At 62.8% G+C, this 18,481-nt stretch carries 19 protein-coding genes and 1 riboswitch; of the genes, 5 read left to right on the forward strand and 14 right to left on the reverse strand.

What is annotated here, in order from left to right; translation table 11 throughout:
• Window positions 1-2: 2 nt before the first annotated feature.
• The 9 genes from cobC to cobO form a co-directional block, all read right to left on the reverse strand.
• Window positions 3-578, reverse strand: a complete 576-nt coding sequence (gene cobC / locus Q7C33_RS00205) for an alpha-ribazole phosphatase family protein (RefSeq protein WP_407682646.1) — start codon at window positions 576-578, stop codon at window positions 3-5.
• On the reverse strand, window positions 575-1,630 hold the full coding sequence (cobT, locus tag Q7C33_RS00210) for a nicotinate-nucleotide--dimethylbenzimidazole phosphoribosyltransferase (protein WP_407682647.1): 1,056 nt from the start codon (window positions 1,628-1,630) through the stop codon (window positions 575-577). Before cobT ends, cobC begins: the two co-directional genes overlap by 4 nt.
• Complete coding sequence (cobU, locus tag Q7C33_RS00215) at window positions 1,627-2,148, reverse strand: bifunctional adenosylcobinamide kinase/adenosylcobinamide-phosphate guanylyltransferase (protein WP_407682648.1); 522 nt, start codon at window positions 2,146-2,148, stop codon at window positions 1,627-1,629. The genes cobT and cobU overlap by 4 nt, the downstream gene beginning before the upstream one ends.
• A 123-nt stretch (window positions 2,149-2,271) precedes the next feature.
• Window positions 2,272-3,723 (reverse strand): cobyric acid synthase, encoded by a 1,452-nt coding sequence (locus Q7C33_RS00220; protein ID WP_407682649.1) that lies wholly within the window; start codon window positions 3,721-3,723, stop codon window positions 2,272-2,274.
• Window positions 3,720-4,712, reverse strand: coding sequence for a threonine-phosphate decarboxylase CobD (cobD, locus tag Q7C33_RS00225; protein WP_198798107.1), 993 nt, complete (start codon window positions 4,710-4,712; stop codon window positions 3,720-3,722). Before cobD ends, Q7C33_RS00220 begins: the two co-directional genes overlap by 4 nt.
• Window positions 4,705-5,613, reverse strand: coding sequence for an adenosylcobinamide-phosphate synthase CbiB (gene cbiB / locus Q7C33_RS00230; protein WP_407682650.1), 909 nt, complete (start codon window positions 5,611-5,613; stop codon window positions 4,705-4,707). The genes cobD and cbiB overlap by 8 nt, the downstream gene beginning before the upstream one ends.
• Complete coding sequence (gene bluB, locus Q7C33_RS00235) at window positions 5,610-6,260, reverse strand: 5,6-dimethylbenzimidazole synthase (protein ID WP_407682651.1); 651 nt, start codon at window positions 6,258-6,260, stop codon at window positions 5,610-5,612. The genes cbiB and bluB overlap by 4 nt, the downstream gene beginning before the upstream one ends.
• Window positions 6,257-7,654, reverse strand: a complete 1,398-nt coding sequence (locus tag Q7C33_RS00240; protein WP_407682845.1) for a cobyrinate a,c-diamide synthase — start codon at window positions 7,652-7,654, stop codon at window positions 6,257-6,259. Before Q7C33_RS00240 ends, bluB begins: the two co-directional genes overlap by 4 nt.
• 11 nt (window positions 7,655-7,665) lie before the next feature.
• On the reverse strand, window positions 7,666-8,277 hold the full coding sequence (gene cobO / locus Q7C33_RS00245; protein WP_030142392.1) for a cob(I)yrinic acid a,c-diamide adenosyltransferase: 612 nt from the start codon (window positions 8,275-8,277) through the stop codon (window positions 7,666-7,668).
• An 80-nt stretch (window positions 8,278-8,357) separates the two neighbouring features.
• Window positions 8,358-8,567, reverse strand: a riboswitch (cobalamin riboswitch).
• Between the two features lie 159 nt (window positions 8,568-8,726).
• Here cobO and Q7C33_RS00250 point away from each other — a divergent pair.
• Window positions 8,727-9,311, forward strand: a complete 585-nt coding sequence (locus Q7C33_RS00250; protein WP_198798111.1) for a hypothetical protein — start codon at window positions 8,727-8,729, stop codon at window positions 9,309-9,311.
• Window positions 9,312-9,503: 192 nt separating this feature from the next.
• On the forward strand, window positions 9,504-10,814 hold the full coding sequence (locus tag Q7C33_RS00255; RefSeq protein ID WP_407682652.1) for a PQQ-dependent sugar dehydrogenase: 1,311 nt from the start codon (window positions 9,504-9,506) through the stop codon (window positions 10,812-10,814).
• A gap of 144 nt (window positions 10,815-10,958) precedes the next feature.
• Here the strand turns inward: Q7C33_RS00255 and Q7C33_RS00260 are convergent, their stop codons facing one another.
• The 5 genes from Q7C33_RS00260 to Q7C33_RS00280 form a co-directional block, all read right to left on the reverse strand.
• Window positions 10,959-11,492: a C40 family peptidase gene (locus Q7C33_RS00260; RefSeq protein WP_407682653.1), complete on the reverse strand. Its 534-nt coding sequence runs from the start codon at window positions 11,490-11,492 to the stop codon at window positions 10,959-10,961.
• A gap of 166 nt (window positions 11,493-11,658) precedes the next feature.
• Window positions 11,659-12,285 (reverse strand): C40 family peptidase, encoded by a 627-nt coding sequence (locus Q7C33_RS00265; protein ID WP_030142396.1) that lies wholly within the window; start codon window positions 12,283-12,285, stop codon window positions 11,659-11,661.
• Between the two features lie 213 nt (window positions 12,286-12,498).
• Window positions 12,499-13,203: a DnaA regulatory inactivator Hda gene (gene hda, locus Q7C33_RS00270; RefSeq protein ID WP_003178999.1), complete on the reverse strand. Its 705-nt coding sequence runs from the start codon at window positions 13,201-13,203 to the stop codon at window positions 12,499-12,501.
• Window positions 13,204-13,372: 169 nt separating this feature from the next.
• On the reverse strand, window positions 13,373-14,446 hold the full coding sequence (locus tag Q7C33_RS00275; protein WP_407682654.1) for an AI-2E family transporter: 1,074 nt from the start codon (window positions 14,444-14,446) through the stop codon (window positions 13,373-13,375).
• Between the two features lie 31 nt (window positions 14,447-14,477).
• On the reverse strand, window positions 14,478-15,536 hold the full coding sequence (locus tag Q7C33_RS00280) for a DUF2066 domain-containing protein (RefSeq protein WP_030142398.1): 1,059 nt from the start codon (window positions 15,534-15,536) through the stop codon (window positions 14,478-14,480).
• 364 nt (window positions 15,537-15,900) lie between these two features.
• Between Q7C33_RS00280 and purM the strand changes: the two genes are divergently transcribed.
• The 3 genes from purM to Q7C33_RS00295 are packed head-to-tail and all read left to right on the forward strand — an operon-like array spanning window position 15,901 to window position 18,343.
• Window positions 15,901-16,959 (forward strand): phosphoribosylformylglycinamidine cyclo-ligase, encoded by a 1,059-nt coding sequence (purM, locus tag Q7C33_RS00285; RefSeq protein WP_003204658.1) that lies wholly within the window; start codon window positions 15,901-15,903, stop codon window positions 16,957-16,959.
• An 11-nt stretch (window positions 16,960-16,970) separates the two neighbouring features.
• A complete protein-coding gene (gene purN, locus Q7C33_RS00290) occupies window positions 16,971-17,621 on the forward strand; it encodes a phosphoribosylglycinamide formyltransferase (protein WP_030142401.1) in 651 nt (216 codons plus the stop codon).
• Between the two features lie 8 nt (window positions 17,622-17,629).
• Window positions 17,630-18,343: a DUF3108 domain-containing protein gene (locus Q7C33_RS00295; RefSeq protein ID WP_030142402.1), complete on the forward strand. Its 714-nt coding sequence runs from the start codon at window positions 17,630-17,632 to the stop codon at window positions 18,341-18,343.
• Window positions 18,344-18,481: the final 138 nt, after the last annotated feature.

Consider the following 18,481-nt stretch of genomic DNA (forward strand, 5'->3'; position numbering starts at 1 on the left):
CGTCAAACCGCCTCTTCGAGCACGGGACCGGACGACACGGTCAGGGAAAACAGCGCTCCATGGCCGACTTCGACATTCAGCAATTGCTCGCGAGGTAAACCGCGAGCCCGGGCCAGCAGCAAGCGCATCACACCGCCATGACTGACCAGCAGGACGCGCTGCCCGGCATACCCCACGTGTAAGCGCTCGACCGCTGCCAGGACCCGCGCCGAAAACGCCAGCACCGGTTCACCGTCGGGCGGGGTAAAGGCATAAGGATCGGCCCAGAAGCGACCGAGGGCGTCGGCGTCGGTTTCCATCAACGCCGCCGCGCTACGGCCTTCCCAGGCACCGAAATGCAACTCCTGCAAGTCCTTGTCCTGATGCACCGGAACACCCAGCCGGGCGCCGAGTTGTTCGGCGAAACGCGCGCAGCGCTGCAACGGCGAGCACACCAGGCGATCCCAAGGCCCGCGCTGCGCCACTGCCGCGTGCATTTGTTCCCAGCCGTTGGCCGTCAAGGCATCGTCGAGGCTGCCGCGCAATCCGCCGCCCAGTTCGGTTTCGCCGTGACGCAACAGGTCCAGGCGCAAGGTCATGCCGGGCGATCCGCCACGGCCGCTTCGGCAAACGTCGCCATCTGCCCGTGAAGATCACAGGCCAGGCGCAACAACGGCACCGCCAGCGCCGCGCCACTACCCTCGCCCAGGCGCAGGCCCAGGTCCAGCAGCGGTTCCGCGCCGAGGGTTTCCAATACGTGCTTGTGGCCTGGTTCGGCGCCGCGGTGACCGAACAGCAGCCATGGCCGGCATTCGGGATTGAGGCGCACCGCCACCAGCGCCGCAACGCTGCAGATGAACCCATCCACCAGCACGGCGACGCCTTGCTGGGCACAGGCCAGATAAGCGCCGGCCAATGCCGCGATCTCGAAACCGCCAAGGTTGAACAGCGTCTGCAACGGGTCGTTGCCTTGGGCGCCATGCAGCGCCAGGGCGCGCTCGATCACTTGCGCCTTGCGGCTGACTCCCGCCGCATCCAACCCCGTCCCCGGACCGACCAGATGCGCCGCCGCGCAATCGAGCAAGGCGCAGGCCAGCGCACTGGCCGCCGTGGTATTGCCGATGCCCATCTCGCCGCCAATGAATAATTGCGTCCCGCTCGCCACGGCACGCATCACGCTGTCACGCCCGGCTTGCAAGGCCTGTTCGCCTTGATCCAGGGTCATCGCCGGCCCTTGGACGAAGTTCGCGGTGCCAGGGCCAAGGTTCAAATGGCGCACGCCGGGCAAGTCCAGCGAAGGTGTCACGGTGCCCAGGTCCACCACGTCCAGCGAAGCCTCCAGTTGCCGTGCGAGCACGCTGATGGCCGCGCCGCCGCTGACAAAATTGAACAGCATCTGCCCGGTGACTTCCTGTGGATACGCCGAGACCCCTTCGGCCACGACCCCATGGTCGCCGGCAAAAATAGCGATCCAGAGCCGATCCAGGCTTGGCTTGAGCTGCCCTTGCAGGCCCGCCAGTTGCACCGCCACCGTTTCCAGGCGCCCGAGGGAGCCGGCCGGCTTGGTCAGTTGTTGCTGACGGGCCGCGGCCTGCTCCAGCGCCAGGGTGTCAACGGGCTTGCACGGATCCAGCCACCAGCGGTGATTCATAACGCAGTTCCTTTCAGAGTCAGGGGCAAGCCGGCAACGGTCAGCACGACGCGCTGACAACGTTCGGCCAGGGCTTGATGCAGCCATCCGGCTTCATCGACGTAACGACGGGTCAGTTCGCCCAGCGGCACGACGCCCATGCCGGTCTCGTTGCTGACGAATATGACTTCGCCGGGGAGCGCGCTGATGCAGTCCAGCAGCGCTTCACGCTCGGCGATCAACCGTTCGGGATCGTCGAGCATCAGCAGGTTGGTCAGCCACAGGGTGAGGCAGTCCACCAGCAGGCATCGATCGGTCGCGGCGTTTTCCCGCAGCGCCTGCGCCAGCGCCAACGGTTCCTCCACCAACGCCCATTCGGCCGGACGCCGGGCGCGGTGTTGGGCGACACGTTGGTTCATCTCGCCGTCGATGGGTTGGCTGGTGGCGATGTAGGTCACCGGCAAGCGTGTGTCTGCCGCGAGTTTTTCGGCCAGGCGACTCTTGCCGGAGCGGGCGCCGCCCAAGATCAATTGCAGCATGGGGCATTACCTTTTGTTTGGCGTATGGCGACTGTCCTCATCGCGAGCAAGCTCGCTCCCACAGTTTGAAATGCATTCCCTTGTGGGAGCGAGCTTGCTCGCGATGAGGCCAGCCTAGCCAACCTAGATCCCACAGAGTTCACGCAGCAACCCGGTATCGAGATGCCGCTCCACCAGGTCCGCCAACCGTTCGATATCTCGCTCGCGCAAGCCGTGGTAATCCACCGCCTGTACGTCCTCCAGACCCGACCAACGCAGCAACGCGCTGCTGGCCGCCGGCGACTCGAACAGCCCGTGCAGATAAGTCCCGACAATCTGCCCGTCCAGGCTCCGAGCGCCATCGCAACGGCCGTCATCGAGATGCACCGCAGCATGTTCCAGAGCGGAGCCGACGGTCACGCCCGCGTGGATCTCGTAGCCGCTGACCTCGGCGTCTTCCAAAGCCAGCCGCCCGCAAACATTGCGCAATTGCTTCTCGCGTTCCAGGGTCGTTTCGAATTCCAACAGGCCCAGCCCGGCGCTGGAGCCCGCCGCGCCTTCCAGGCCGAGCGGGTCGTGGACGTGCTGGCCAAGCATCTGCAGACCGCCACAAATGCCCAACAGCTTGCCGCCGTAGCGCAGGTGTCGATGGATCGCCGTTTCCCAGCCGTTGGCTCGCAGAAAGGCCAAGTCGCTGCGCACACTTTTGGAACCGGGCAGGATGATCAGGTCGGCTGGCGGGATGACCTGGCCGGGGCCGATGAATTGCAAATCGACTTGCGGATGCAGGCGCAGCGGATCGAAATCGGTGTGGTTGCTGATGCGCGGCAGGACCGGCACCACCACCTTGAGCACTTGTTCGGCCTTGTCGGCCTGACGCTGGTCGAGGCCGTCCTCAGCTTCCAGATGCAGGTCCATCACGTAGGGCAACACGCCGATCACCGGTTTGCCGGTGCGCGCTTCCAACCAGTCCAGGCCGGGCTGAAGCAAGGCCAGATCACCGCGAAAGCGGTTGATGACGAAGCCCTTGACCCGCGCCTGCTCGCTGGGCGAAAGCAGTTCCAGGGTGCCGACCAGATGGGCGAATACCCCCCCGCGATTGATGTCGGCAATCAGCAATACCGGGCAGTCAACCGCTTCGGCGAAGCCCATGTTGGCGATGTCTCCAGCCCGCAGGTTGATCTCCGCCGGCGACCCAGCGCCCTCGACCATGACGACTGGATACGCCGCGCTCAATCGCTCGTGGGAGGCGAGCACCGCCTGCATCGCGATGGATTTGTAATCGTGATAAGCCACCGCGTTCATGGTCGTGACGGCGCGGCCATGGATGATGACTTGCGCGCCGGTGTCGCTGTTGGGCTTGAGCAGGACCGGGTTCATGTCGGTGTGCGGTTCGAGGCCGCAAGCCTGGGCCTGGACGGCCTGGGCCCGGCCGATTTCGCCGCCGTCGGCGGTCACTGCGCTGTTGAGGGCCATGTTCTGCGGCTTGAACGGCACCACGCGCACGCCCTGGCGCTTGACCCAGCGGCACAGCGCCGTGACCAGGGTGCTTTTGCCGGCATCGGAGGTGGTGCCCTGCACCATCAAGGTCGTCATTGAATGTCCTTGGCGTAGGCTTCGAAAGCCTGTTCCAGGCGCAGGAATTGCGCGTCGTCAGCCGGCAGCCCAAAGCGCAGGCTGCTGGTCTCGGTGAAGAGCCGCAGGAGAATGCCGCGATGGGCCATGAATTCGTAAAGCGCCTGGGCATGTTCGGTGACCAGCCACTGGAACAATGCACAACCGCCTTGGGGCTTGAAGCCGTGGCGTTCCAGCGTCATGGCCAGGCGCTGGCTGGTTTCTACGCAACGCTCGCGCTGCCGTGCATGGGCTTCGGTGTCCAGCAGACAAGCTTCACCCAAAACCCGGGTCGGCCCGCTGATGGCCCACGGCCCGACTTGCTCGGCGAGTAGCTTCAGCAAACGGCGCTCGGCCAGGACGAACCCCAGGCGAACCCCGGCCAGGCCAAAGAATTTGCCGAACGAGCGCAACACGATCAGCCCGACCTGATGGGCATGGGCACTGAGGCTCAGGTGCGGCGTGATGTCCATGAACGCCTCATCCACCACCAACCAGCCGCCGCGCTGGGCCAAACGCGCATGCCAATCGAGCAAGCGTTCCGGGCTCAGGCTCAGGCCGGTGGGATTGTTCGGATTGACCACCACCAGCACGTCGAGGCTGTCGAGGAAGAAGTCCACTTCCGTCTCCAACACTTCGCGCACGATGTAACCACAGCGGCGCCAGGCTTCGGCGTGCTCGGCGTAGCAGGGCGACAAGACACCGACCTTGCCGGCCCGGCGCAGGCGCGGCAACAGTTGGATGGCCATCTGCGAACCGGCCACCGGCAACGCATGCGTCGCTTCGTAGTAGTCGCAAGCGGCCTGCTCCAATCCATCGTCGGCCTCGGGCAGGCGCGCCCAGGCTCGCGGCGGGATTGGCGGAATGTCGAACGGCCAGGGCGCCAGGCCGCTGGACAGGTCGAGCCAATCGGCCTCGGCAATGCCGTATTGCCGGGAAGCGTTGCGCAGTCGTCCACCATGCTCAAGCATAGAACTCGGCTCCGAGGCAGAGAATCAGCAGCCATAACCATACGCCGCGCTGCACCAATTGCCAGCCGCGATCAATGGAATCAGCACTCGCCGGCACACCTTCGCCCAGCGGCGGACGCTGATGCAGTTCGCCGTGATACACCGCCGCGCCCCCCAGTTCCACGCCCAGCGCACCGGCGCCGGCGGCCATCACCGGCCCGGCGTTGGGGCTGTCCCAGGTCGGCCCCTGGGTTCGCCAGCATTTGAGCGCCAGGCGGGTCTTGCCGAGGACGGCGTAGGTCAACGCCACCAGGCGCGCGGGAATGTAGTTGAGCACATCGTCGATCTTTGCCGCCGCCCAGCCAAAACGCTCGAAGCGCTCGTTGCGATAGCCCCACATGGCGTCGAGGGTATTGCTCAAGCGGTACAGCACCACGCCGGGCGCACCGGCCACCGCGAACCAGAACAACGCCGCAAATACCGCATCGCTGCCGTTTTCCAGCACCGACTCGGTGGCGGCACGGGCGACCGCGGTTTCGTCCAGCTCAGCCGTCTGGCGACTGACCAGATAACTGACCCGCTGGCGCGCCTCGTCCAGATCGCCACTGCGTAACGCCCTGGCCACCGGCTCGACATGCTCGCCGAGGCTGCGCAAACCGAGGGCGCAGTACAACGCGAGGATGTCCACCAGCCAGCCCACCAAGGGTACCCAGGACAAGGCCGTGGCCAGCAAGGTCAAGGGCAGCACGGCGATGATCCACGCCGTAACACCGTGACTGCGCCAGCCACGCCCACCGGAATTGAAACGTTGTTCGATACGGCTGGCGAAACCGCCGAATGCCACCAGCGGATGCCAGCGCCGGGGCTCGCCCAGCAACGCATCCAGCGCCACTGCGGCGGCGCTGAGCAACGCTACGCTCATGGGCGCACTCCCCAGTGATTTTCATAAAGCAGTTCATTGAGCGGACGCGGTTGCGCCCAGCCTTCCAGGGCGAGCATTGGCGCCGGATAGAAACCTTCGACTGGGCCAAGACACAGAATCGCCAGGGGCTTGGCGCCTGTGGGCAATCCCAGTAGATCCGCCAACGCCTGGGGTTCGAACAACGACACCCAGCCCATCCCCAGCCCTTCGACGCGAGCCGCCAGCCATAAATTCTGGATGGCACAGGACAGCGAGGCCAAATCCATTTCCGGCAACGTCCGACGCCCGAAAATGTGTCGCTCGCGGTCATCCATCAGCGCCGCTACCAGAACTTCGGCACAGTCGTTGATGCCTTCGACCTTGAGTTTCATGAACTCGTCGCTGCGCTCGCCCAGGGCTTCGGCGGTGCGGATGCGCTCTTCTTCCACCAAGTGCTGGATCTCGCCCCGCAAGGCGCGATTGCTGATACGGATGAATCGCCACGGTTGCATCAGCCCGACGCTGGGGGCCTGGTGCGCGGCTTCCAACAGGCGGCGCAGTAATTGCGGCTCGACGGTGCCGCCGTTGAAATGGCGCATGTCACGGCGTTCGGCGATGGCGCGGTAGACGGCTTCGCGTTCGGCCAGGGAGAAATAGTTGTCAGTCATGGCCTCTTCGCGAGCAAGCTCGCTCCCACACCGGTAGGCGTTGTACTTGAGATCACACGATCCCCTGTGGGAGCGAGCTTGCTCGCGATAGCGACCTGAAGATCAGGCGCAAACAACGCGGCAACCGCCCTCGGATTGGACGGAAAATAAAAATGCACGTAGGAAGCTGTCATCCGCCCCTGGCGAAAAACCGCCTCCGCTCCCCGTCCGCCATTGGGGCTGTGCCCACGGGCAATCGGCTCAAGCTCGGTACTGGTCAGCGAATGATGGTAGGTATGCCCGCGCAGGGTACCTTCCGGCAAATCCACCGATTGCAGCGCGAGGGCGGCCAGGCGCTTCTGCATCTGCGCATCCCCGGCCAGCAAACCCAGCAGTTCGGCGCGGACGCCTTCAACGTCGGTCAACGAATCAAGCAGATACAGCATGCCGCCGCACTCGGCGAGCAGCGGTTTGCCGGCCGCATGGTGGGCACGGATCGCTGCCAGCATCGGCGCGTTCTGCGCCAGGGCGACGTGGTGCAGTTCGGGATAACCGCCGGGCAGGTAAAGGCTGTCCGCCTCTGGCAATTGGGTATCGTGAATCGGCGAAAAGAAACTCAACTGCGCGCCCATGGCCCTCAGCAGATCGAGGCTCGCACCGTAGGTGAAGGCAAACGCCTCATCCCTGGCGACAGCGATGCGCACACCGTCGAGCCACGGCTCGACAACGGTCATCTCCGGAGCCGCGAATTCAACGCTGGGCGGCAGAGCCACTTCACAACTGCTGGCCAACGCCTCGGCGGCAGCGTCCAGGCGAACGTCCAGGTCGTTCAACTCACTGGCCTGGACCAGCCCGAGATGACGGCTTGGCAACTCGATGCCGGTTTCCCGTGACAACGCGCCATACCAGCGCAAGCCCTCGGTCAGGCTGCCTTCGAGCAATTGCGCATGACGCAAGGTCCCGACCCGGTTGGCCAAGACCCCGGCGAACGGCAGGTCCGGTTGATAACGCGCCAGGCCCAGGGCCAAGGCGCCGAAGGTCTGGGCCATGGCCGTGCCGTCGATCACCGCGAGTACCGGCACGCCGAAATGCCGCGCCAGGTCGGCGCTGGACGGCGTGCCGTCGAACAGCCCCATCACGCCTTCGATCAGGATCAGGTCCGCTTCGGCGGCAGCCTCCCACAACAGCCGGCGACTTTCCTGCTCGCCGACCATCCACATGTCCAATTGATAGACCGGCGCGCCACTGGCTCGCTCAAGGATCATCGGGTCGAGAAAGTCCGGACCACACTTGAACACCCGCACCTTGCGCCCCTGGTTGCGGTGCAACCGTGCGAGGGCGGCGGTGACGGTGGTCTTGCCCTGGCCGGAAGCCGGGGCGGCAATCAACACCGCCGGACAATGGCGGCTGGTCATCGGCGCATCGCTCACAATTCGACGCCTTTCTGCGCCTTGATGCCGGCCTGGAACGCGTGCTTGATCATGCCCATTTCGGTCACGGTATCGGCCAACTCGATCATCTCGGGCTTGGCGCCGCGACCGGTCACCACCACATGCTGCATGGGCGGTCGGGCTTGCAGATCGCTCAGGACTTGATCGAGGTCTAGGTAGCCGTGCTTGAGGGCGATGTTCAGCTCATCGAGTACCACGAGGCCAATGGCCGGGTCGCTGAGCAACTGACGCGACACAGCCCAGGCGGCTTCGGCGGCGGCGATGTCGCGCTGGCGGTCCTGGGTTTCCCAGGTGAAGCCTTCACCCATGACATGAAAGCGCACCTGCTCGGGGAAGCGGCGGAAGAACAGCTCCTCGCCGGTGCTGTTGCGCCCCTTGATGAACTGCACCACGCCGCATTGCATGCCATGGCCCATGGCCCGGGCCAGCATGCCGAATGCCGAACTGCTCTTGCCCTTACCGTTGCCGGTCAGCACCAGCAGCAGGCCGCACTCGTTCGGCGAGTTGGCGATGCGCTCGTCAATCACGGCTTTCTTGCGCAGCATGCGCGCCAGGTGGCGTTCGTCGCGATCGGGCGTGTCGGTCATGGGGGAGCTCTCCGTTGGGACTGGATAACGGCGGGCGGGCAAAAAAAGGACGGCAATGAGCCTGGCATCGCCCACCGTGATGCCGTTGGATGAATCAGGCCGGTCTCCGGGCTCATGAGCGGCATAACGCCTGGCTGCGCGCCTTCCCATGTCCTGGAACACAGTGGCTTAGGCACAGCGTTGACTCATTTACCGTTGCGGGGGCAGCGCCGGGTTTGTGTGCACGCACCGGCTTCCCTGTTTCACCCTATCGGCCATTGCCATAGAGCACCTGAAACAAGCCGCGAAGGTTAGAGGGTTGGGGGTGGAGCGTCAATTAAAGCCGCGACGGCTATCACCTGGGACATTGGCCCGGATCAATAAACTGACGTCAATCTTGTGTGATGCTGCGGCAAGTGATATCAAAGAGACACCATGACCCGATATCACAAGAACAAGAGGGCAAACGCATGCAAGGCATGATCATCAGCAATCCGAAGCTGGAATTCCTGCGCCCGGTGTTGGAACGCTGGTTCGACTGTATCGACCGCTACAACGCCGTGCGCGGCGATAGCGACACACCCTATTGGCACGATGAAAAAGCCAACCTCGGGTTGCTGTCGGCCGCCGCCTGGATGGCTGAGATGGTCACGCTGCAGGACGCGTCCACGCGCAAACAGAACGAAGAAGGCGAACGCAACGCCCGCGCCGACCTGTTGATTGCCAGTACCGATGAACGCGCCTTCATCCAGGCGACCCAACGCTGGCCGAAGGTCAACAACCTGAACCTGACCCAACCCTTGCTGGAAGCCACCAGCGACGCCAAGCGCATCAGCTATGCCAGCGACTTGAAGCTCGGCTGCCTGTTCGTCGCCCCGCAAAAAGCCCAGCAGAGCGCCACGCCCGAAGAACTGCAGGACATGATCGATGACCTGCAGAAAGAAAACACCTGCGCCGTGGCCTGGTATTTCCCCTATGCCTATCGCAAATTGCGCAACGAAACCGGGCACTATCACCCTGGCGTCGCGGTGCTGTTAAAGCAGGCCCATGGTTGATCTAGTGGAACCTGTGGGAGCGGGCTTGCTCGCGAATGCGGTGGGGCAGTAGGCATAAATACTGACCCACCGCATTCGCGAGCAAGCCCGCTCCCACCCAGATTTCACTTGGCTAAGCGGCCGCCCGCCATTGAACCATCCCACGTCTACGCTTCTCTATGAATAACACCATGCATTCATAGGGAAGCCCGCATGCTCAAGCCCTCTCATCTTTTGATCGTCGCCCTTGCTACAGGGCTAGTCGCTTGCGGCGAGTCTTCCACCTTGCAGGTTTCCGATGGGATCGGCCCGTCGCCGAAACTGCCCGAGCCGAACAAGACCCTGATCCCCACGGTGAATATCGCCGAAGCCGTCGGCTGGCCGGACGGCGCCAAGCCAACCCCGGCCCAGGGCCTGAAGGTAGTGGCGTTCGCCGAGGGGCTGGATCATCCACGCTGGCTCTATGTCCTGCCCAATGGCGATGTATTGGTGGCGGAAACCAACGCACCGCCCAAGCCCGACGATGCCAAGGGCATTCGTGGCTGGGTCATGAAAAAAGTCATGGGACGCGCCGGCGCTGGGGTGCCAAGCCCCAACCGCATTACGTTGCTGCGCGATGCAAACCATGACGGCGTTGCTGAAACCCGGACGATCTTCCTTGAAAATCTCAACTCACCGTTCGGCATGACGCTGGTAGGCAATGAGCTGTACGTGGCCGATACCGATCGGTTGATTCGCTTCCCTTATAAGGAAGGCGACACGAAGATCACGGCACAGCCGACCAAAGTGGTCGATTTGCCGGGCGGCACGCTCAACCACCACTGGACCAAGAACGTGATCGCCAGCCGGGACGGCAGCAAGCTGTACGTCACCACGGGCTCGAACAGCAACGTTGCGGAAAATGGCATGGAGGCGGAAGAAGGCCGCGCGGCGATCTGGGAGGTGGACCGGGCCACCGGCGCTCATCGCATTTTCGCCTCGGGCTTGCGCAACCCCAACGGCCTCGCATGGGAGCCCCGCAGTGGCGCGTTGTGGACCGCGGTAAACGAACGGGACGAGATTGGCAGTGACCTGGTGCCGGACTACATCACCTCGGTGAAGGATGGTGGTTTCTACGGTTGGCCCTACAGTTATTACGGGCAGAACGTGGACATCCGGGTCGAACCACAAAACCCCGAGCGGGTGGCCAAGGCTATCGCCCCCGACTATGCCGTCGGCCCCCACACGGCGTCATTGGGCCTAGCCTTCGCCGAAGGCAGCACCTTGCCCGCGCCCTTCACCGAAGGGGCCTTCGTCGGGCAGCACGGCTCCTGGAACCGCAAGCCCCACAGTGGTTATAAAGTGATCTTCGTCCCGTTTAGCGCAGGTAAACCGGTGGGACCACCGGTGGATGTGCTGACCGGTTTTCTCAACGCAGACGAAAAAGCCCAGGGCCGGCCGGTGGGCGTGGTGATTGATAAACAGGGCGGGGTGTTGGTGGCGGATGACGCCGGGAACAAGGTCTGGCGGGTTTCGAAGAACTAAGAACCGGAACCGAACCGTGGCGAGGGAGCTTGCTCCCGCTGGGCTGCGTAGCAGCCCCAAGCTTTTAGCGGTTGCTGCGCAACCGAGCGGGAGCAAGCTCCCTCGCCACAAGAGCCTCTCCAGCAGAGTCGATCTTCTTAATCGTCAGGGATTACGCGCCAGATGCTCCGGCTGCAACACGCGCTTGGCGCCCAGGTAGGCTTTCTGCCAATAGGCCTTGGACAGGCTGTCCAACTTGACCGTCCCGCCCGTGGCTGGCGCATGGACAAAACGCCCTTCCCCGACATAAATCCCGGCGTGACTGACCTGGGAGCCGCCATTGGTGGCGAAGAAAACCAGGTCGCCGGTCTCCAACGCATCCTTGCCGACCTCCGGCGCTCGCATGCTGATCATTTCCCGGGTGGAACGCGGCAGGGAAATACCGGCGGCGTCACGGTACACGTAGCCGATCAAGCCACTGCAATCGAAACCTGAATCCGGCGTGTTGCCACCCCAGCGATAGGGCGTTCCCACGAGCCCCAGCGCGCGGAACAGCACGTCTTCAGCGGCCGGAGACGAAGGTTGGGAGGGAGCGAATACCACCGGAGCCCGCACGGATGCGGGTGGCGGAGTACGACTGGCACATGCGCTGAGCAGCGCGGCAAGGAGCATGAGAGCGAGGCGGGCCGACGTCGACATATGCAGAACAATCCTGATCTGGATGCGGCTTTTTCTGCCGTGGAGATGGAAACAAATCCGCCCGCGTAATACGCAGGCGGATTGCCATCAATCAATGATCAAGGATTCTAGCGGCTATGGGGCAAACTTCAAGTAAGACTTTAAGTTTGCCCTACAAACTGTGCGCTTACTTGCGAGCGGTGACCACGGTCGGTGCCATGGCGAGGGCGCGCTTGGCTTCGAGGAAGGTCTTGCTCCAGTAGCTGTCGCCCAGGCTGTCGATTCGCACCCCACCGCTGCGGCGGCTGCTGGAGTGGATGAACTGGTTGTCACCCAGGTAGATACCGGCGTGGCTGACACGACCGCGACGACCGTTGGTGCTGAAGAACAGCAGGTCGCCAGGCTCCAGCTGATTGCGTGCAACCAGTGGGGCGTTCACGTTGATCATTTCGCGAGTGGAACGTGGCAGGTTCATGCCGGCCTCTTCGCGGAACAGATAACCGATGAAACCGCTGCAATCGAAGCCGGCCTCAGACGTACCGCCAAAACGATAACGAGTACCGATCAAGGACATGCCACGCTCCAGGATGCTGTCTGCCAGCACTGGAAGCTGATAAGGCTTGCTGCCGGCGAACTCTGCCAGCTCTTTGTCGGTGGCCATTTCTTCCTGGAACGCAACGGAGGAAGACTGGGCGGTTACGGAATTCTTGACCTGTACTTGCGGCGCTTGCTGGGACACTGGGGAGTGGGCAGCGCAACCGAACAACAGGCTAACGAGTGCGAGAGGCACGAGGGGTGCGAAGCGATTTAGCATGGGCACGACCGTGGCTGAAGTAGTAAAGATGGCGAGACTATGCCTTCTATCGTCCTCATTTGCAAATTCAATCGATGCAAATGTGACTTCTCGGTTTTACGTTTACATCTAAGCGCTTAAGCCCCATTTTGAACGTCACGCAGCCTGCAACCCAGCAGGACCGCGGGTTTCGCCGCGCCCAGAGCAGGCTATAAGCCACTATTTGCGCCGGTTCTACCAGCCCAAGGTTTCTTTCAAAAAAGGAATAGTCAGCTTGCGCTGCGCCTGGAGGGAGGCCTGGTCGAGGCGTTCGAGCAGCTCGAACAACGCGCTCATGCTGCGGGTGCCACGGGTGAGGATGAAATGCCCGACCTCATCGGTCAGGTGCAGGCCACGGCGGGAAGCGCGCAGTTGCAGCGCCCGCAGCTTGTCTTCATCGGAGAGCGGGCGCATCTGGAAAATCAGCGCCAGGGTCAGGCGGGATTTCAAGTCAGCCAGTTTAACCGGCAGCTCTCGCGGCGACGTGGATGCCGCGATCAACAAGCGCCGCCCACTGTCGCGCAACCGGTTGAACAGGTGGAACAGCGCTTCTTCCCAATCAGCCTTGCCGGCCACGGCCTGGAGATCGTCCAGGCAGACCAGTTCGTATTGTTCAAGGTTGTCGAGAATTTCAACGCCGCGATCAAGCAGCTCGGCCAGCGGCAGGTAAACCGCCGGCTCGCCCAGTTGCTCGAATCGCAAGCACGCAGCCTGCAGAAGATGCGTACGCCCTACTCCATCCTTGCCCCACAGGTAGATCAGGCTCTCGGTCCAGCCAGCGTCGGCTTCGCAAAGCCGCTCGACATAGCCGAGTGCAGCGGCATTGGCGCCTGGATAGTAGTTGATGAAGGTGGCGTCATCACGCAGACGCACACCAAGGGGCAGCTGAATCGGTTTCATGCTGACTGAACAGTTCCAAAGGAACCATTAGTGGCCTCTGTGTAAAGTTCGCAAAGTTTATACCCGTGACGCGGACCGCACAATGCGCCGGACCACGAGGAAAATCAAAGGTTTGCAGCGACAAGGGCGCGCAGCGTCAGTTTCCCTGACACCGCGCGCGCCCTTGGCCTTACAGCTCGGGGTCTTCGACGCCGCTATAGATGTCCGAATCCTTGTACAGATCGTGCACGTGACGCACCAGCACCATGATCACCGCTGCCACCGGCAGCGCCAGCAAAATCCCGGTGAAACCGAACAACTCGCCACCGGCCAGGATCGCGAAGATCACCGCCACCGGATGCAAGCCAATGCGATCGCCTACGAGCAGGGGCGTCAGTACCATGCCTTCCAAGGCCTGTCCAACCATGAACACCGCCACGATGCCGACCATGGGGTACAAGTCGCCGCCGAATTGGAACAGCCCGGCGACCAGCGCCGCGCCGATGCCGATGACAAATCCCATGTAAGGCACGATGGCCGCCAACCCGGCGATCATCCCGATCAACAACCCAAGCTCCAGCCCCACCAGCATCAACCCGGCCGCATAGATGAAGCCCAGCGCCACCATGACGAGCAATTGCCCGCGCACAAAGGCGCCCAGCACCTCATGGCATTCGCCGGTCAGGGTCATGATGCGTTCTTCGCGATGACGCGGCAGCAGGCTGCGGATCTTGGCCATCATCAGGTCCCAGTCACGCAGCAGATAGAAGGCCACCACCGGAATCAGCACCAGGTTCGCCAGCCAACCAATCAACGCCAGGCTCGAAGCCGTGGCCTGGCTCAACACAACCCCGACGATATCGGTGGTCTGGCCCATGTGCTCGCTGATGGCAGCCTTGACCCTGTCGAATTTCCAGAAGCCGTCCGCCAACCCCAGCTTCGATTGCACCCAAGGCACCGCGCTGTGCTGGAGCCAGTCGAGCATCTGTGGCGCCAGTTCATACAGGCGAAACAGTTGCTTGGCGAGCATGGGAATCAGCACCAGCAACAGGGCGCTGACGATCAAGGTAAACAGAGCGAACACCGCCACTACGCCCCAGGTCCTGGACAGCCCGAGCTTCTCCAGGCGATCCACCACCGGATCGAACAGATAGGCCAACAGCAGCGCAACCAGGAACGGCGTGAGGATCGGATGCAGCAAGTAGATAAATGCAATCAGCAGGGCGACCCCACCCAACCAGAACCAACGCCGCGTATCGCCCATGAACCACTCCTGATCCTATATAAAGAAGAAACTACCAGCGGAACCGCAGATTGGCCGCCGGCGCCGGCGCTGGCTGGGCGGGCGCAACGGTCCCATCGACGGCGGGCTGGGCTGCAGGCGGTGGCGCAACAGCCTCACCGGCGGGGATTTCCTGCAGCTTCGCCAGGGCCAACTGCGCCTTCAACTGCTCGGCACTGCCGTTGACCTTGTAGAAACTCATGTCACCCTCGACCCGCTGCAACTGCCCAGCGAACGGTTCGAGCAACCGCCCCAGCGCCGCGTAACGCTCAAGATTCATGCCCTGCACTTCCAGCAACTGCTCGGTCGCCACGCCCGGCTTGGCCACGAAACGTGGTGCCAGGCGCTGGCTCACCGCCAACATTACGGCATCGGCCAATGCCGCCGGATCAGCCCCTTGCGCGCTGCCTTGTTCGCGCTGGTCGCCCAACCACAGGCGCCAAGTCGCTTGCCATTGGCCGCCCTCTTCTTTCGCGTGGACAGCCAGCAAGGCGTCGGAGCCATAACGCTCCGAAGCATTACGCAACGGGGCCGGATCATTGCCTTCCAGGCTGGGTGCCGTCGCGACAATCTGCTCGCTCAGGTCAGCCAGCGGCAAGTGCAACGGCAAACCCCGGTGCTGAGCGGCACGGCGCAGCGGCGTAGCGCTGCCTTGCCCATCCCCCACCAGGCTGGAACCTTCCGCCGAATCATTCAGCCACCAGGCCAGGATCGAAGGACGATTCGCTCCCCAAAGCGATAGACCCGCCGAGCGCAACGCGCGATCGGTGCTGGCGGGATCGAAGTCCACCTGCAGGCTCTCAGGCGGACCGGCATCGTAGCCGTATTGAAGAATGATTTGCTGCGGGTCCTTGCGGATCGCCGCCAGGCCTGGGTTCTGCGCAGCCTTGGTGTCACCGGTCAGGCGCAGCACCAAGGTGTCCAGGGCTCGCAATGTCGCCTGGTTACGCTCGTCCGGCGCCTGGCTGCTGACCGGCTCACGCACCTGGTAAAGGTTATTGAGGGTTTCGGCATGGCTCGCGAGGCTGACCAGCGACAAGCAGCCAACAGACAAGAATTTGAACAAACGCATGGAAGATTCCCGGACATAACGGCTGGCACCGGCCGTGTGGAGAAGATTGAGCATGGCTGTGACACGGCACCAGGCAAAACATTCACCTGCCCGATGCAAGTTTCCACGGTCATAACCATAGTCGCTTACCGCTACACCTTATACAGACGCGTCGCACAGTACCAATACAAGAAATATCGGTTTTTTTTGGCGGATATGTCCCTGCCCGTCGGCGCGAGGATGGCCGCTGCTCCACAAGCCTGATAAAATCGCGCGCCTTCGCAGACCGGCAATGGCTGGGCACCCGGAATAATTCGTACAACGGTTATTCAACGGCCCCGGCGATCGGTCGTTACCCAGAAATCCCCCTTTAAAGGCCTGGATCATGAGCAAGCAACCCTCCCTGAGCTACAAGGACGCCGGTGTAGACATCGACGCCGGTGAAGCATTGGTCGAACGCATCAAGAGCGTCGCCAAGCGCACCGCGCGCCCGGAAGTCATGGGCGGCCTGGGCGGTTTCGGCGCCCTCTGCGAGATCCCGGCCGGCTACAAGCAACCGGTCTTGGTCTCGGGCACCGACGGCGTCGGCACCAAGCTGCGCCTGGCCCTGAACCTGAACAAGCACGACAGCATCGGCATCGACCTGGTGGCCATGTGCGTGAACGACCTGGTGGTCTGCGGCGCCGAACCGCTGTTCTTCCTTGACTACTACGCCACCGGCAAGCTGAACGTCGACACCGCTGCCCAGGTCGTGACCGGCATCGGCGCCGGCTGCGAGCTGTCCGGTTGCTCCCTGGTCGGCGGCGAAACCGCTGAAATGCCTGGCATGTACGAAGGCGAAGACTACGACCTGGCCGGCTTCTGCGTCGGTGTCGTGGAAAAAGCCGAAATCATCGACGGCTCGAAAGTCGCGGCTGGCGATGCCCTGCTCGCCCTGCCATCTTCCGGCCCGCACTCCAACGGCTACTCGCTGATCCGCAAGATCATCGAAGTGTCCGGCGCCGACATCGAGAACACCCAGCTCGACGGCAAGCCGCTGGCCGACCTGCTGATGGCCCCGACCCGCATCTACGTCAAGCCGTTGCTCAAGCTGATCAAGGACACCGGCGCCGTCAAGGCGATGGCCCACATCACTGGCGGTGGCCTGCTGGACAACATCCCGCGCGTGCTGCCAAAAGGTGCCCAGGCCGTGGTCGACGTGGCGAGCTGGACCCGCCCAGCGGTATTCGACTGGCTGCAAGAAAAAGGCAACGTCGATGAAACCGAAATGCACCGCGTGCTGAACTGCGGCGTGGGCATGGTCATCTGCGTGGCCCAGGAGCACGTCGAAACCGCCCTGAACGTATTGCGTGAAGCCGGCGAACAGCCTTGGGTCATCGGCCAGATCGCCACTGCGGCGGAAGGCGCTGCACAAGTCGAGCTGAAAAATCTTAAGGCACATTGATGCACGAGCAGATGCCTGCAACCTGTAACGTCGTGGTGCTGCTGTCCGGCACCGGCAGTAACCTGCAGGCCCTGATCGACAGTACGCGGACCGGCGACAGCCCGGTCCGCATCCGCGCGGTGATCTCCAACCGCGCCGACGCCTACGGCCTGCAACGCGCCAAGGATGCGGGAATCGACACCCGCGTCCTGGATCACAAGGCGTTCGAGGGCCGCGAAGCCTTCGACGCCGCACTGATCGAACAGATCGACACCTTCAATCCGCAACTGGTCGTACTCGCCGGCTTCATGCGCATTCTCAGCGCTGGCTTCGTGCGGCACTACCAGGGACGCCTGTTCAATATCCATCCCTCGCTGCTGCCTAAATACAAAGGGTTACACACTCATCAGCGAGCGCTGGAGGCCGGAGACACGGAGCATGGCTGCTCGGTGCACTTTGTCACCGAGGAACTCGATGGCGGACCACTGGTCGTACAGGCAGTAATACCGGTAGAGTTGCACGACACGCCGCAAAGCCTGGCGCAACGGGTCCATGCCCGCGAGCACCAGATCTACCCGATGGCCGTGCGTTGGTTTGCCGAAGGACGGCTGACCCTCGACGATCGCGGTGCTTCACTGGACGGCCAGTTGCTCGCCGCCAGCGGCCATTTGATTCGATACTAGGAGATTTTATGCGTCGCGCCCTGCTCTTCGCTTGCGCTCTGCTTGCCTTGCCCCTGGCACAGGCCGCAGACCTTCAACCGTTCTCCGCCAGCTACACCGCCGACTGGAAACAGTTGCCCATGAGCGGCACCGCCGAGCGCAGCCTGACCAAGGAGGCAAACGGTACCTGGAAGCTGAGCTTCAAGGCTTCGATGATGATCGCCAGCCTGACCGAAGAAAGCACCCTGACGCTGGACAAGGACACCTTGCTTCCGCAGTCCTACCACTTCGAGCGCGGTGGCCTGGGCAAGGCCAAGAAGGCTGACCTGGACTTCGATTGGAACACCAAGATGGTCACCGGCACCGATCGCGGTGACGCGGTCAAGATCCCGCTGAACCGGGGCATGGTCGACAAATCGACCTATCAGCTTGCCCTGCAGCATGACGTGGCGGCCGGCAAGAAAAGCATGAGCTATCAGGTCGTCGATGATGGCGAAATCGATACTTATGATTTCCGCGTGCTGGGCTCGGAAAAAGTCGACACCAAGGCCGGCCAGATCGACGCGATCAAGGTCGAGCGCGTGCGCGACCCGACACAGAGCAAGCGCATCACCGTGCTCTGGTTCGCCAAGGACTGGGACTACCTGCTGGTACGCCTGCAACAGGTCGAGACCGACGGCAAGGAGTACAACATCATGCTCCAGGACGGCACGGTCAACGGCAAGGCTGTGAAAGGCAGCTGATCGACGCCGATAACACCAAGCCCCGCAAATGCGGGGCTTTTTGTTGCCCGGATTTCAAACCCAACCAATGGGCCTTTGGGAGTAAACCTGTGGGAGCGAGCTTGCTCCGGGCGGCGATCCGACGATAGCGCCGGATCA

It is taken from the genome of Pseudomonas sp. BP11-1-1, from assembly GCF_052112105.1.
Taxonomy (GTDB): domain Bacteria; phylum Pseudomonadota; class Gammaproteobacteria; order Pseudomonadales; family Pseudomonadaceae; genus Aquipseudomonas; species Aquipseudomonas alvandae.

Coding starts and splice junctions, on each gene's coding strand:
- cobO (WP_030142392.1), bottom strand. CDS start 8,277: ATGACCGACACGCCCGATCGCGACGAACGCCACCTGGCGCGCATGCTG.
- Q7C33_RS00220 (WP_407682649.1), bottom strand. CDS start 3,723: ATGACGACCTTGATGGTGCAGGGCACCACCTCCGATGCCGGCAAAAGC.
- cobT (WP_407682647.1), bottom strand. CDS start 1,630: ATGAATCACCGCTGGTGGCTGGATCCGTGCAAGCCCGTTGACACCCTG.
- Q7C33_RS00250 (WP_198798111.1), top strand. CDS start 8,727: ATGCAAGGCATGATCATCAGCAATCCGAAGCTGGAATTCCTGCGCCCG.
- purM (WP_003204658.1), top strand. CDS start 15,901: ATGAGCAAGCAACCCTCCCTGAGCTACAAGGACGCCGGTGTAGACATC.
- Q7C33_RS00275 (WP_407682654.1), bottom strand. CDS start 14,446: ATGGGCGATACGCGGCGTTGGTTCTGGTTGGGTGGGGTCGCCCTGCTG.
- Q7C33_RS00280 (WP_030142398.1), bottom strand. CDS start 15,536: ATGCGTTTGTTCAAATTCTTGTCTGTTGGCTGCTTGTCGCTGGTCAGC.
- Q7C33_RS00265 (WP_030142396.1), bottom strand. CDS start 12,285: ATGCTAAATCGCTTCGCACCCCTCGTGCCTCTCGCACTCGTTAGCCTG.
- bluB (WP_407682651.1), bottom strand. CDS start 6,260: ATGACTGACAACTATTTCTCCCTGGCCGAACGCGAAGCCGTCTACCGC.
- hda (WP_003178999.1), bottom strand. CDS start 13,203: ATGAAACCGATTCAGCTGCCCCTTGGTGTGCGTCTGCGTGATGACGCC.
- Q7C33_RS00295 (WP_030142402.1), top strand. CDS start 17,630: ATGCGTCGCGCCCTGCTCTTCGCTTGCGCTCTGCTTGCCTTGCCCCTG.
- Q7C33_RS00255 (WP_407682652.1), top strand. CDS start 9,504: ATGCTCAAGCCCTCTCATCTTTTGATCGTCGCCCTTGCTACAGGGCTA.
- Q7C33_RS00240 (WP_407682845.1), bottom strand. CDS start 7,654: ATGACCAGCCGCCATTGTCCGGCGGTGTTGATTGCCGCCCCGGCTTCC.
- cobD (WP_198798107.1), bottom strand. CDS start 4,712: ATGCTTGAGCATGGTGGACGACTGCGCAACGCTTCCCGGCAATACGGC.
- purN (WP_030142401.1), top strand. CDS start 16,971: ATGCCTGCAACCTGTAACGTCGTGGTGCTGCTGTCCGGCACCGGCAGT.
- cobU (WP_407682648.1), bottom strand. CDS start 2,148: ATGCTGCAATTGATCTTGGGCGGCGCCCGCTCCGGCAAGAGTCGCCTG.
- cobC (WP_407682646.1), bottom strand. CDS start 578: ATGACCTTGCGCCTGGACCTGTTGCGTCACGGCGAAACCGAACTGGGC.
- Q7C33_RS00260 (WP_407682653.1), bottom strand. CDS start 11,492: ATGTCGACGTCGGCCCGCCTCGCTCTCATGCTCCTTGCCGCGCTGCTC.
- cbiB (WP_407682650.1), bottom strand. CDS start 5,613: ATGAGCGTAGCGTTGCTCAGCGCCGCCGCAGTGGCGCTGGATGCGTTG.